We start from the raw sequence: 14136 nt of genomic DNA on the forward strand, positions 1-14136 counted from the left end.
TTATTTATTTGCATTACTTAGTTGTACTTTTAATTGTTCAACCACCTCAGGTGGAGCAACTTCACTTAACTGTTCAATGCATTTCGGTGCGCGATTTTTGGCATACTTAACCTGCATATCACACAGCGCATATAAATGACGCGGATTCTGGCTTACTTGGTAAGCTTTGCTTAGTGAACGTTGAGCTTCATTCACATCAACTTTTTCTAACATCAGACCTAACACGTAATGATATTGGCCATTATTAGGTGCCCGTTGAGTCGCAAGCTTTAAGTTATCAATTGCATCATTTGTTTGGCCTTTTCGCAGATATGAAAGCCCGAGGCTATAGGGGATTTGAGCATTGTTATACGCAGCATTTTTCCCTTGATTAAGCACCGCGATAGATTTTGCTTCATCTTGGTTTGAGCGACGGTAAGTTTCTGACAAGTTCACATAGGCCTGAGCAAAATTAGGCTCTAATCGAATACTGGTTTTAAACGCTGTTTCAGCCTTTTCCCATAAGCCTTGATTCGCATAAACGGTACCAATATTGTTATGAGAAAAACCGCGGTCGTTATTAAATTCTTGAACGCTAATATATTCATCAAGTGCGGGTTGCATTAATTCTTTTTGCTCATCTGTCAGCTGTGGCCATAACAATAGCAATGAATAAGCAGCTTCAACCCGAACAGACAACACTTTATCTTTTAATAGCGGTGCCAAAATTCTCCAACGCTCATTTAAAGCAATACTATCCGCCCCTCGTGCAGCGCCAAGTCGAACAAATTCATTCGGGTCTCTTGCCCCACGAGCTATAGCAATGAGACTATTTTTATCTGATAAAGGCGACATACGCTCAAGAGCTGAAGCTCTAATAATTGGCGTGTTAGCTTTATTTTGTGCAACATGTGAAAGCGCTTGAGATGCTTGTAGATAACCATTATCAATAGCACTAAATACGGGGGCAAAATGCTCTTGTGATTGAGTTGGTGAATCTGGGTACCAAGATTTCAATAACGAAGCGCTCCATGAAGAGTCCTTCTCGCTATGACAGTTTAAACAAGTATCTGGGGTGCCAAGCTTTTCTGCTAAATCAGATCTCGGAACATGCCACGCATGATCACGTCTTTCATCAACTTGCATGTAGGTTGTTTCAGGCATATGACAATTAACACACTGAGCGCCTTCTGAATTTTCCTGGTGCTGATGATGTGAAGTGGCTGCATATGTTGTTGCAGTATGGCATTGCAGACAGAGAGCTTCTTTGGGAATAATTAATTCATTAGAGTGAGGGTCGTGACAATTCGTACAGGCAACACCATTTTGGCTCATTTTACTTTGTACAAAAGAGCCAAAAACAAAAACTTCATCATATATTTGACCGTCAGCATGGTACTGATTGCTGTTAATTAAACTCAACATATATCGTTCACCAAAAGCGTTACCGTCAACATGATTATTATCACTGATCTGCACATGTCGACTGTGACATTGCGCACAAACTAACAATTGCTGAGTTGGTACAATTTCTTCAGGAAACAATGTATTTTTGCCAGCTCTTTTTACCCATTGGTTGACTGGCTTTGATAGATTTCGATTAAACCCCTGCGATTTATCTTCACTGTTTTTTACAAAATTTAAGTGTTCACTCGCCGGCCCATGGCAGGCTTCACAACCAACATTTATTTCACTAAACGTTGTATTGTAAGTGTTAGTTGCTAAATCAAAATTTTTCTTAACATTGGTGGAATGACAATCTGCGCACATGTAATTCCAATTCTGGCCCGTATTTGTCCAGAAAAACTCATCACGACTGTCTGTAAATTCAGGGTATAGGTGAAACCAACGCTGGCCACCTTGTGAAGCTTCGCGGTCGTCCCATGCATAAGGGATCAGCTGAATACGGCCATCGTCGAATTCAACCATATATTGTTGTAATGGATACACACCAAAAGTATATTTAATTTGGTAATCAGAAAATTTCCCATCAGCACCTTTTATGTTTACCCAATAAGCATCGCCTTTACGAAAAAATTTATTTATTTCATTGTTAAAGCCAAATTCGACATTATCAAAATCACCTTTCACTGCGTCGGGTTTTGCATGTCGCATTGCCATATCATGATGAGAGCCTTGCCATTTTTTAGATTCAGCTTGATGACAACCTGCGCAAATTTCACTACCAACATAGCTTGCTTGACTATCTTCAATCTGGTGATCCGCTTTTTCAGCGACAGTAGCAGCTTTTACTTGGATGGACATGAAGCAAACGGCTAACATTAAAAATTTAAATAAATTATTCACTTATATCGTCCATTGCTAAGCGAAAGCCAATATCAGGCATCCGAACATTACTAGTTGCGCCATCACGACGATACACTTGTGACTCATTGGCGTTAAATTCATAACCACTGCCACGTACAACTTTTAAACTGGTCGCTTCATTGGGTAAGCCTAGACTATAAATAGGATTTACACGGGATGCTTTGCTGTAAAGGTCAAGATTCATATCGTCTTGACAGAACTCCCATACGTTACCCGTCATATCGTAAAGACCAAGCTCATTAGGCTTTTTAAGGCCAACTGGATGCAATTTTCTCGTTGAATTTTTAGCATACCATGCAACTTCATCAATGTTATTTGAACCACTGTATTTATAGCCTTGAGATTTAGTACCGCCTTTTGCAGCAAACTCCCATTCTGCTTCAGTTGGCAAACGAAACGTCTGCCCTGTTATCTCATTTAATCGCGTGATAAAGCTTTGCATGTTTTTCCAACTTATATTGTTAACAGGACATGCGTTACATTTAAAGTAACTTAAATTCCATCCCATAACAGCAGAAAATAATTCTTGAGTAACTTCAGTTTTCGCAATATAAAAGCCATCCAAGGTCACTGTATGTGCCGGTTTTTCTCTATCACCAGCTTCTTCTTCATCCGTGCCCATAACAAAAGAGCTTGTGTTTACTTTCACCATGTTATTTCGTAGCTGAAGAGTTAGTTCATCAGCCATAGCATCAGTAATTTTATTTGCTTCAACGGCATAAGAACTTAATGCTGTGGCACAGTAGAATATTAAAATTAAAAAGGCGTTAGCTTGCCACTGCTTGCTTATTTGAATGTTATTCGGTTTTATCATGGTTTCACTCATCAACATTTAGCTATATAGCTTTTGCTGTGTTTCGTTAAGTCTTGACGTTAATATAGCCAATAAGGGTATTATTTAATGTGTGACATTTTCATCAGAAAGTGTGATTAAAGAGTAGTTAAATTAAAACCTTGTTCCACAAAAAAACAAAGACTAGCGAGCTAGTCTTTGTTGCTTTAAGGTTTGTTTACTTATTAGTTGTATTTTCCCAAATTTCTAATTGTTCAACTACGCTATCGAATGTCCAATCACCTGGTACTTGTGATGGTGGATATTCTTTAAATGTATGTAAAAACTTGATTACTTCAGAAGCAGCAGGAGCCATCATATACATACGGTTTGCCCACCAAGCTTCATATGAACCAGATTCATCAGCAGCAATCTCATAAGGGTCTTGACGTAAGTTGGTAATTGAAGGCGCACGACGTTTTTCAAGTTGGCAAAACCATACACTCATGCCTTCACAATCTTGCTCTAACCATAAGAACTTCCAATCATCCATTCGAATACCAGCAACATCACCACTGTCTGTAGCATAAATGAATTGTTTTCTTGGCCAGTTTTTATTGTTATCTCTAGTCGTATTTTTGCCTTTAATTAATTCAGGTAACAAATTATAACCATCAAGTTTGTTTTTATACTTACGGCCATTCATCGTTGTGCCTTTTGCTAACTGTTCCTTAATTTTAGGATTACCAGCAGCAGCTAGGAATGTAGGAGCCCAATCGTTATGTGCAGCCATTTCATTAACAATTTGACCTGCTGGAATTTTAGCTGGCCAGCGAACTAAAGCGGGTACTCGAAAACCACCTTCCCACGTAGTATTTTTTTCACCTTTATAGCGGTTAGTACCACCATCAGGCCAAGTGAATTTTTCTGCGCCGTTATCTGTCGAATACATAACGATGGTATTATCAGCAATTTTTAAGTCGTCTAATTTATCTAATAATTGACCAACATGACCGTCATGCTCAACCATGCCATCACCGTATAGACCACCTCGTTTTGAAATACCTTTTGTTTCTTCTTTTAAATGAGTCCATACATGCATTCTTGAAGCATTCCACCAAACAAAAAATGGTTTTTTCTCTACATGAGCTTTGTCGATAAATTTAAGCGCATGAGACAAAAACTCTTCATCTGCTGTTTCCATACGTTTTTTAGTAAGTGGGCCAGTATCTTTTAATTTACCGTCAGAGAAAGCATGAATAACACCACGAGGACTAAACTGTTTCACTTGCTCTTTAGTCATGAACTTATTGTAATCTTCGTTCTCTGGCTCTTCTTCAGCATTTAAATGATATAAATTACCAAAAAACTCATCAAAACCGTGATTTGTAGGTAAATGTTCATCTTGGTCGCCGAAGTGATTTTTACCAAACTGCCCGGTAACATAACCTAAAGGTTTTAACATACCAGCAATAGTAATGTCGTCTTCTCTAGCCCCTTCTTTAGCTCCTGGCAAACCAACTTTAGTTAAACCCGTTCGCATTGGATGCTGACCAAAAATAAATGCTGCACGACCGGCAGTACATGAGTTTTCGCCATAATAATCAGTAAATAAAGCACCTTCTTTAGCAATTCTATCGATATTAGGCGTCCAATGTCCTGCTTGCCCCATTGTATATGCAGAGATATTATCTTGACCAATATCATCTCCCCAAATAGCTAAAATATTAGGACGTGAAGTATCTGTAGTTGCAAATGCGGCACTTGAGAGTGCTAATAATCCTGCAGTAAGTAACGATAAGTTAAAGCTTTTCTTTTTCATGGCATTTCCCTTAATTAAATAGGTTTAGTTATTGGTTACGTTATGTATCTGTGTAACCAGTAATCATATTATTAATTTATTCCGATTAAACTTATGTGTTCTACTAACTTATTTATGTGTGCTGTTCTACGATTTATGTGTACTGCCAACTAAATATATGTGTGATAAGTCACAAATACAACAAATGACGAAAATTAATATCCGTATTATTCATTTGATTTGTAATATAAAAGTACACTCAACACCGATTATATTGATGTAAACATTAGCGCCTCAATCTTTGGTGCTAATCCACCATATTTATACACTTATATTTGCTACACTCGACTGATTGATAAATATAAGTTAGCAAGCTACCGCCAAATTTAATGAGGTTATAAATGAGAAAAAAAATAAAAACGAGTCTATTCTTTGGCGCACTAATGGTTATACCTTCAATCAATTCTTTCGCTGTGCTAGCACAACAGCCAAAATTGATTTTACAAATTACAGTTGATCAACTCAGAGCTGACTTGCCCAAAAAGTATCGTCATCATATGGGAGGGAAAGGGTTTAACTATTTATATAACTCTGGTGTTGAATACCTTAATGCTAATCACCTTCATGCGAACACCGAGACCATTGTTGGTCATACAACATTAGCTACAGGTGCGACTCCGGCCATTCATGGCATGGTGGGCAATATATGGTATAACCGAAGCTTAAATCGCTTAGTTTATAATGTTGAAGATGAGAACTTTCCCATTTTAAGTAAAAATGCTGATGTAGACAAAAACGTTGAGATCGATCCAACACAGAAAAAAGCACGTTCATCTGGACGTTCACCGGTCAATATTAATGTATCAACATTTTCTGATGAACTTGCTTTATTCACTGCTAATAAAGCGAAAATTTTTAGTGTTTCAGTAAAAGATAGAAGCGCGATAGCTATGGCTGGCCATAAAGGTAAAGCGTTTTGGTTTTCAAAAAGTTCAGGAGACTTTATCACAAGTAGTTATTACTATGACGCTTACCCTAGTTGGGTGAGCGCATGGAATAATAACAATTATGAAAAATTTTACGAAAATACAGCATGGACACTGAGTTTAGATAAAAGCAAATACTTGATGGCAGACAAAGATGAACAAGCAGGCGAAGTAAAGTTCCCACTTTTTAACAACGTTTTTCCACATCACTATGGCGACTTAAGCAATAAGTACTTCAATACATTTTTAACCTTAAGCCCTGCCGGCGACGAATTAACAGTCAAGTTTGCAAAATCAATTATCGAAGAAGAAAACCTTGGCGCTGATGATATTACTGATTACTTATCAGTAAGTTTATCGTCGACTGATTATGTAGGTCATGTTTTTGGGCCTTCCAGTTTAGAAATGGAAGACAACTTAATTCGTTTAGATAAATCATTAGCAAACTTATTAAATTATGTTCATGAGAAAGTCGGTTTAGAGAATACGCTCATCGTGTTATCAGCTGATCATGGCGGGGCTGATACTGTAGCAGCGAATCAAAGTAATGGCCTTACAGCAAAACATGTGACATTACCTGACTGGAAAAGCTTATTAGCCAACTCATCATTAAAAAACAAAGTTAAAGACCCTTCATCTGTCTTACTAAGTTATAGCCACCCTTATGTTTATTTAGATCATAAAAAAATTAAGCAACTGAGCCTAGACCTTAAAGATGTACAACAAGAGCTAGCTGATATACTAAGTAAAAACGAATCTATCGAAGTCGCCATACCTAGCTACAAAATAAAAAATGGAATACACCCAAACAACTCGATATATCGTTCAATTGCAAATAACTATAATGAAAAACGCTCTGGTGATATTCACCTTGTTTTTAAACCCAATTATTTTATTAACGACATGGACGGTTTAAAAGTTGCAGCTCATCATGGTTCTCCATGGCGATATGACACACATGTACCGATCATTTTTTCAGGAAAGTGTATTGAAAGTAAGCAAGTAACTAAAAATGTATCCACTCTTGATATTTCAACGACATTAGCTGCGATTATCGGAACAAAAATGCCAAGTGGTAGTACAGGAAATATATTAACAGAAGCAATCAATACATTTACCCCAAATAAATGTTTGCCTGCTGCAACAGTATTTTCAAGATAAGATCGTTAAATACCTTGTTTAAATGTTAGTAATAAAAAGTTAACAATTATTAAATTTCACTGAAGTTTTAGTTTATAAAAAACCTTGAGCTTGTTTAGAGTAACTAATAAGCTATTTCAAACAAACTAATTACTTCGGTGGTATTTTTAATATAAAAATTTAAATACTGGGTAATCGCAGCCAATTAAAACAGCTTAAAATTCTAATGTGGCGAGGCTTATAGAATTATTATCAAAACGTTAACGGCATAACTACTATAAAAGTGTCAGTATAGTATATTTAGAAAAGCCATGAATCAGCATTACAGCCTCGGGGCACTTAGTTCACTTACCCCTAAAGCTAAAGACTCTTGTTCAAATTTCCCAAATATATTTACAACTTTTTCATAAGAGCTAGTCAAAAAGTCTTCTTCTGTACTATTGCTTACCGACGTAGCTGTGTAACCAATGTTTGCTCCATTAAGTTCTAACCCTTTATTAGAACTCACTCCTTTTACTTTATTAAACGTAATAGCCTTACCGAGCTCATCATCATTGGCTTTCACAGGTTTAATCATATTTTCAAATTTAACTACATCAGCTTCAAAAGGTATATCTTGCTTAACTCGATGAGCATATTCCAACAGCTTAGGCTCAGCAGGCATATACATAACGGCCTCTTGATTTTTTGAAATAGTCACTCTAAGTATCCGACCTAATACCTGTCTAAAATGCATTTCAGTTTTTATATTGGTCAGGTGACAACAAACCTGCAATCTTGGGATATTAGTTCCCTCACTAATCATACCAACGGAAATGATCCATTTAGTATTTGCATGCCTAAATTGTTGAATAATGCTAGTTGGCTCATTTTCTCTGTAAGTTACAACAGCAGCATCTTCGTTAAAACAGTCCTTCATTAACTCTGAAACCTGCCTTGCATGCTCAACAGATGACGTAACAATTAACCCTGCGGCGTCGGAATTTTTAACTCTAATTAAGTTTAGCTTTTTATGTGCAGAAGAAATTACATATTTAACAACCTTCTCATTTTCAATAATTTCCTGATACTGAACAATTGACTCCGATAAAAGGCATTTAAAGCTGCTAAATGTTTTTATTTCAATACCGTCAGCAACGGTAATGTTATTATTATCTACAGCGAATATCTGCGGTACACGACAGACATCGTCCTGAATAGCCTCAGAAAGCCCATAAACGTAATCACATGATATTTTATTGCTAGGCATATAGTTTGAAAGAACAATAGGCGTATTATCTGAACGCCAAGGTGTTCCAGTTAACGCTAATGTATACTTCGCTTTGTTTTGAATATTTAATATTATTTGTTCTCCCCATGCGTTCGCATTATCAATTGTCGAACCAGCACAATGGTGAATCTCTTCAAATATTACAAATACTCGATACCTATCGAATAAAAGCCAAAAATCCCTATCGAGATACTGTAAGCTTTGGTAGGTAAGTGAATGTCCTTTAGCCCCCAATAAACCATCAAATCGTTCATTAATTATCAACTGTAAGCTTTGACTGAAATCCTGCGAAACAATCGTAGATGGTGAAAAGCAAATGATTAAATCAATCAAATCATTCTTTAATAACTGATCAGCTAACTGAGATGCCATCAAGGTTTTACCGGACCCTGGTGTTGCTAACGCTAAAAAGTGGCTATTACCATTCAAGTAATGTTTTAAAGCCTTGCTAATACAGCTAGCTTGCCAATTTCTTAATTTCATATTTTACCAGATGTTTTATCGTGCTTAAGTAAACCTTCAATGGCTCTAATTTTCCCTAATATTTTCGTATTATTATCTCTTGCTTTATTGTATTGCGGCTGTATTTCATCAACTAACTCTGGGAACTCAGAATAAAGCTCTTTGTATGCTTCAGACTCTCCTATATTCAATAGGAGTTCAGATTTATAGTGATTCAACTTACCAAGCAATTGAGCTTGCTTGCCACCATTACTTTTAAACAAGCTTGTTGATCCAAGTTTTGCTTGCAATATTATTGTATTAACGTCAAAAGACGCTGTTTTACTAAAACGGGTTAACCCTTTATTTTTGGCTACAACCTTATTAAGCCAGCCTCTTTTGACTAGTTTTAAAAGATCACCATATATCTTTCGTCGAAGAGCAGATGAATCCAAAGAAATGTCACTTTTCAATACTAAATAAGCTGTTCGCACATCGCTGGTTGAAAAGTGGTCAAATTTTTTCGGGGCAACAATTTGAGCCACCAAAGGATCTAATTTCAAAGTAACCCTCAATTAAATACAAGCAATAAATAGGTGTTATAAGGCGTGGTTCTTTATCACTCAACATGAAAGTCTAATCATTTTTCCTTAAGGGACAAATCGGTGAGTGATTTAATTAAAGAATTTGGTGAAATGCTGCGCTTTAAGCGTAAAGCTGCTGGCTACTCTCAAGAAGGCTTCGCGACTTATGTCGGTATTGAAAGAGGTAACTATGGAAAAATGGAAAGGGGTAACGTCAATATTAAATTAGAAACCTTATACAGACTTACAAACGCATTAAATTGTGAATTTAATGAGCTAATGCCTCCAAGGGAAAAGTATAAAATTAAGATAGATTTACTAATAGCGATATTATTATTTATTCCTAACTGTGCAAAAAAAATATTGCACAGTAATAAAATAATTGATAGCCCTTACAAAGTAACTAACTATGCATGATTTAAGGGGTGTAAAACACCACCGTTTAAGCTTTTTAATTGGCCAAGACGGTAAAATTAGCCACGTATTTAATAAGTTTAAAACCAAAACCCATCATGAAGTGGTATTGGATGTACTAGCACAACAATAAGCTAAGCCTTTTTAAACCATGCCTTGTTAAACAAAAAAAACGCCATTAGGCGTTTTTTTTTGTTTTCATATTGCTAGAGCGTGTTGACCTTTGGTGTATGTTTTTGCAGCGAATTGTTTACCATTTATACAAGGCAGAGCGATTGTCGTGTAGTTATTCTACATAAATGAGTGATAACGCAGTAGAAATGGCAAACAAACGCTGTCCGAAGGTTCCATTTAAACGCTTCCTGCTCTTTGTTACTAACTTTAGACGTAGAGCCACTATGCCTTCAAGTTAGTGCCGCGATCAGAAAGCGTTTAAATTGGACAAAATTCATACCACAAAGATCAACACGCTCTAGTATTACTTTATTCAGCGGCTATATCCTGCTGTCCTGCTGGCCAAGCGTTGATGACCGCTTTGACTAAGGTTGCTAAAGGAATTGCAAAAAATACCCCCCAAAAACCCCACAAGCCACCAAAAAATATCACTGCAATTATAATCACCACTGGGTGAAGGTTGACTGCTTCTGAGAACAATAACGGCACTAATAAATTACCGTCTAAGGCTTGTATAATAGCGTAAGCTAACATCACGTAACCAAATTCTGCATTGGTGCCAAATTGAAAAAGTGCCACTAACATCACAGGTAAGGTGACAATTGTTGCGCCAACATAAGGCACTAAAACCGACAAGCCCACTAACACACCAAGCAATACGGCATAATTTAAACCTAAGAAAATAAAGGTAACAGCTGAAACACCACCAATAATAATAATTTCAATCACCTTACCACGCACATAATTCATGATTTGCTGATTCATTTCATTACCCACTTGTGACGCCATACGACGCTCTTTAGGCAAAAATCCTTTAAAGCTAGTTAACAGCTCTTTTTTATCTTTTAGAAAGAAAAACACCATGATCGGCACTAAAATCAAATAAATAAGCAATGCAACAATATTAGAAATCGAGCTAAAAGACGCTTTAATTGCCACTTCGCCCCATTCAATAAACTTTTCTTTGGTTTGCGCGATCACACTATTAATTTGTTCAACTTGTACCAATTCAGGGTATTTTTCAGGAAGCGTTAACAAGTAGGTTTGACCTTGGCTGATCATATTCGGCACTTCTTGAAGCAAGTTACTGCTTTGTTGCCAAATAATCGGCATAAGCCCTAACAAGGCAATCATAAGCACACCGATAAAGGTAATAACGATAGTCACCACAGCGCTGGTATGAGAAAAGCCAGCATTGACTAATCGGTTGACCGGTAAATCTAATAAAAAGGCAACACCAATAGCGACAAACACAGGCATTAATAACTGACTAAAAAAGTAAACAAAGAAAAAACTGGCGACTAAGATAACCATCAAAGTGACCGCATGTGGATCTGAGAATTTTCGTTTGTACCATTGAGCAAAAAAGTTAACCATAAAACTACCTGTTTATTCGAAACAAAATGCCGTTAAAGCAAAAAAGTTGACACTTACTTGCGCGACTAAGCTAATACAATTTTTATTTCCACAATACCTTGAGCAAGATCTTGTTGATAAAAATGATAGCCTTGTTGACTAAGTAACTTGGGAATATCCGTTTTTGAACCTGTATCTGCCACGCGTAATATATAAACATCACCAGATTGCAGTTTTTTTAACATCACGCGCATTTTCACTAAAGGTAACGGGCAAACTTCGTTGGTCGCGTCATACTCGTATAACATTAGAATTTTTGTAATCAGTGCTTTTGTTTGATTATCTTATTTGAGACAATCATTTACAATAGCAAGTGCGGATATTTAAACTTAAGTCTACCTATAAATGTGGTAATAAGATAAATAACCTTTAAGAATTTCACTTTTTAGAACATGGTTGTAATTAAAAGTGAATTTTTTGCCTTTTTGCCTATCTAAGGCTTTAGCCTTGCACTGTTTTATATAAGTAAATTTATATAAATATTGTATGTGGACATTTGAACCCAAACATAACGTCACCAGTTTAATCGGAATAGTAAATTTGTTAAAAATACAAAAACTTGTCGTAGCCGCAGTAATATCTTCATTGCTCACTAGCCCGCAAATCGCCGCCAGTCAAAGTGATAGAAATAAACTTCCAGAAATTGGTGCCGCTGGGGTTAGCGTGCTGTCTATCGAGAAAGAGCGTCAAATAGGCGATATTATGATGCGCCAAGTGCGCGCTAGCCAATCGGTGATGCACGATCCGGTGTTAGTTGAATATATTAACCATTTAGGTAATTCAATGGTTAAGTATGCGCAAGATGTAAACTATAGCTTTAAATTTTTCCTGATTAACAATAATCAATTAAACGCCTTTGCATTTTTTGGTGGTCATATTGGTGTACACAGTGGTTTGATCACCACCGCAGATACGGAAAGTGAGCTAGCATCTGTTATTGCTCACGAAATATCACACGTTACCCAACGCCATTTAGCCCGAAAAATGGAAGAACAAAGTCGCACTCAGTCATTAACCATGGCAGGAATGGTGTCTGGTTTATTATTGGCATTGGTTAACCCAGCGGTTGGTATGGCAGCGTTATCAACGTCTATGGCAGCTTCTCAACAAGCGAGCATTAACTACACCCGTGGTAACGAAAAAGAAGCTGACCGTGTCGGGATAGAATTGCTTGCCAATAGTGGTTTCGATCCACAAGGCGCGGCAAACTTTTTCAGCAAAATGGCTGAACAATATCGCTATGTTAGCATGCCACCGCCGATGTTACTGACTCACCCAATTTCTGAAGCACGTATTACTGACGCGCGTCTTCGAGCACATAGCCTGCCGATGATTAAGCAACCACCAAGCTTAGAGTTCGAATTATCAAAAGCACGCATTACGGCGCGGTATCAAAATAATCCTGAATATAATATTGACCAATTTCAGCGTAAACTGGCGAAAAAAACCTATGCATTAAAAGAAGCTGCTCAATATGGTTTAGCCCTTGCCCACTTTGAAAATAAAGATTACCAGAAAACAGAAGAAATATTGTTGCCTTTATATCAACAAGATAAAAATAACTTATTTTATGTTGATGTCATGTCTGATTTATACATTCAAACCAAGCAATTTGACAAAGCCATTACCATGTTAGCGCGTTTAAATAACTTAATGCCGAACAACCAAGTCGTGGCTTTAAATTATGCCAATGTCTTGCACGAAGCTGGCAAAAATGAGCTTGCCGAGCAAATATTGCTGGATTTTTTATTAGTGAAAAAGAACAACTTCATCGCTTATGATTTGCTAACCACCATCTATAAAAAACAAAAGAAAATGGCATTAATGCATGTTTACCAAGCTGAAGTAATCGCACTATTAGGCGGTTACTCAAAAGCTGTTGACGAGCTGCAAACTGCCTATACTTATGCCGATGACAAACCACTAGTAAAAAAACGTATTCGCGCTAGAATATTGCAATTTCAAGCACAAGAAGAAAAAATTAAGCGCCTGTAATAGCGCCCCAATTAATCACGTTTAAAACAAGAGATATCCATGTTAACTATTTATCACAATCCACGTTGTTCAAAAAGCCGTCAAACATTAGCCCTTATCGAAGAAGCAAATGCTGATGTAACGGTAGTGGAATATTTAAAAACACCGCTAAGCGAAGCGAAAATCAAACAATTACTTCAGTTATTAAACATTGAACCAATTGCCATGATGCGCACCAAAGAAGCAGAATTTAAAGAGCAACAGCTTAAAGGCGCCAGTGATGATGCGCTTATTGCCGCCATGGTAGCTACGCCAAAACTAATAGAACGCCCTATTGTAGAAAACGGTAATCAAGCGGTAATTGGTCGTCCGCCTGAGAATGTTTTAGCGTTATTAGAGCAAAACTAATCATGGCTGAACACGAAGAAGCTGCAGCGCCTAACGCTGCTAAACGCATGTTTTCAACCCCAACACTAAAAAATATTGCCTTAGTTAACTACTTAGCTTTGCTTATTTTTATGCCGCTGTGGCTAACCGTATTAAGCCCTTCTGAAGGTTTATCACCATTATTGGCGGTAACCATGTTCACCGTGCCGCTACTATTTCCTCTTAAAGGTTTATTGCAAGGTAATCCATATACCTTTGCGTGGTCTGCGTTTATTTTGATGATTTATTATTTGCACAGTCTAACTACGTTGTGGGTATTGCCTGAAGATCGTCTCTGGGCGGTGATTGAATTTATTTTAACAACCAATGCTTTTTTAGCAGGAACCTATTATGCGAAATATAAAGGCCAAGAACTCGGTCTTAGTATTCGTAAGAAAAAATAGTTAAACAGAATAAAAAATTAAGGAGAA

General features: G+C 37.0%; 12 protein-coding genes and 1 pseudogene. 6 read left to right on the top strand and 7 right to left on the bottom strand.

The annotated features are described in order from the left end of the window. The 3 genes from ACRRSQ_RS11675 to ACRRSQ_RS11685 form a co-directional block, all read right to left on the bottom strand. The gene (locus ACRRSQ_RS11675; RefSeq protein ID WP_440875922.1) at nt 1-2244 is read right to left on the bottom strand and encodes a multiheme c-type cytochrome; all 2244 of its coding nucleotides are present in this window, start codon (nt 2242-2244) and stop codon (nt 1-3) included. A gap of 34 nt (nt 2245-2278) precedes the next feature. Next, the gene (locus tag ACRRSQ_RS11680) at nt 2279-3121 is read right to left on the bottom strand and encodes a formylglycine-generating enzyme family protein (RefSeq protein WP_440875923.1); all 843 of its coding nucleotides are present in this window, start codon (nt 3119-3121) and stop codon (nt 2279-2281) included. Nucleotides 3122-3317: 196 nt separating this feature from the next. Next, the gene (locus tag ACRRSQ_RS11685) at nt 3318-4901 is read right to left on the bottom strand and encodes an arylsulfatase (RefSeq protein ID WP_440875924.1); all 1584 of its coding nucleotides are present in this window, start codon (nt 4899-4901) and stop codon (nt 3318-3320) included. A 422-nt stretch (nt 4902-5323) separates the two neighbouring features. On the opposite strand from ACRRSQ_RS11685, the gene ACRRSQ_RS11690 reads away from it, so the two are divergent. Then, complete coding sequence (locus ACRRSQ_RS11690) at nt 5324-7027, top strand: alkaline phosphatase family protein (protein ID WP_440875925.1); 1704 nt, start codon at nt 5324-5326, stop codon at nt 7025-7027. Nucleotides 7028-7328: 301 nt separating this feature from the next. Here ACRRSQ_RS11690 and ACRRSQ_RS11695 read toward each other — a convergent pair whose 3' ends face one another. After that, nucleotides 7329-8759, bottom strand: a complete 1431-nt coding sequence (locus ACRRSQ_RS11695) for a DEAD/DEAH box helicase (RefSeq protein WP_440875926.1) — start codon at nt 8757-8759, stop codon at nt 7329-7331. Then, on the bottom strand, nt 8756-9280 hold the full coding sequence (locus tag ACRRSQ_RS11700) for a hypothetical protein (protein WP_440875927.1): 525 nt from the start codon (nt 9278-9280) through the stop codon (nt 8756-8758). Before ACRRSQ_RS11700 ends, ACRRSQ_RS11695 begins: the two co-directional genes overlap by 4 nt. A 102-nt stretch (nt 9281-9382) precedes the next feature. On the opposite strand from ACRRSQ_RS11700, the gene ACRRSQ_RS11705 reads away from it, so the two are divergent. Together ACRRSQ_RS11705 and ACRRSQ_RS11710 are read left to right on the top strand one after the other, a co-directional pair. After that, nucleotides 9383-9718 (top strand): helix-turn-helix domain-containing protein, encoded by a 336-nt coding sequence (locus ACRRSQ_RS11705; RefSeq protein WP_440875928.1) that lies wholly within the window; start codon nt 9383-9385, stop codon nt 9716-9718. 19 nt (nt 9719-9737) lie between these two features. Next, nucleotides 9738-9848 (top strand): annotated as a pseudogene (locus ACRRSQ_RS11710) (thioredoxin-dependent thiol peroxidase); the annotation flags it as partial. Between the two features lie 350 nt (nt 9849-10198). On the opposite strand, the gene ACRRSQ_RS11715 reads toward ACRRSQ_RS11710, so the two are convergent. Together ACRRSQ_RS11715 and ACRRSQ_RS11720 are read right to left on the bottom strand one after the other, a co-directional pair. Then, nucleotides 10199-11266, bottom strand: coding sequence for an AI-2E family transporter (locus ACRRSQ_RS11715; RefSeq protein ID WP_440875929.1), 1068 nt, complete (start codon nt 11264-11266; stop codon nt 10199-10201). Nucleotides 11267-11331: 65 nt separating this feature from the next. Beyond that, complete coding sequence (locus tag ACRRSQ_RS11720) at nt 11332-11553, bottom strand: sulfurtransferase TusA family protein (protein WP_440875930.1); 222 nt, start codon at nt 11551-11553, stop codon at nt 11332-11334. 292 nt (nt 11554-11845) lie between these two features. Here ACRRSQ_RS11720 and ACRRSQ_RS11725 point away from each other — a divergent pair, with 292 nt between their 5' ends. From ACRRSQ_RS11725 to ACRRSQ_RS11735, 3 genes are read left to right on the top strand one after another with little or no spacing between them, the layout of a single operon-like run. Further along, nucleotides 11846-13300 (top strand): M48 family metalloprotease, encoded by a 1455-nt coding sequence (locus ACRRSQ_RS11725; protein WP_440875931.1) that lies wholly within the window; start codon nt 11846-11848, stop codon nt 13298-13300. Between the two features lie 33 nt (nt 13301-13333). Continuing rightward, a complete protein-coding gene (gene arsC, locus ACRRSQ_RS11730; protein WP_440876102.1) occupies nt 13334-13687 on the top strand; it encodes an arsenate reductase (glutaredoxin) in 354 nt (117 codons plus the stop codon). Between the two features lie 2 nt (nt 13688-13689). Then, nucleotides 13690-14109 carry a DUF2069 domain-containing protein gene (locus ACRRSQ_RS11735; protein ID WP_440875932.1) on the top strand — a complete coding sequence of 140 codons (420 nt, stop codon included), beginning with the start codon at nt 13690-13692 and terminating at the stop codon, nt 14107-14109. The last annotated feature ends 27 nt before the right edge of the window (nt 14110-14136 follow it).

Origin of the sequence: Thalassotalea sp. PLHSN55 (genome assembly GCF_052030545.1) — a bacterium.
Lineage (GTDB): Bacteria > Pseudomonadota > Gammaproteobacteria > Enterobacterales > Alteromonadaceae > CANMXU01.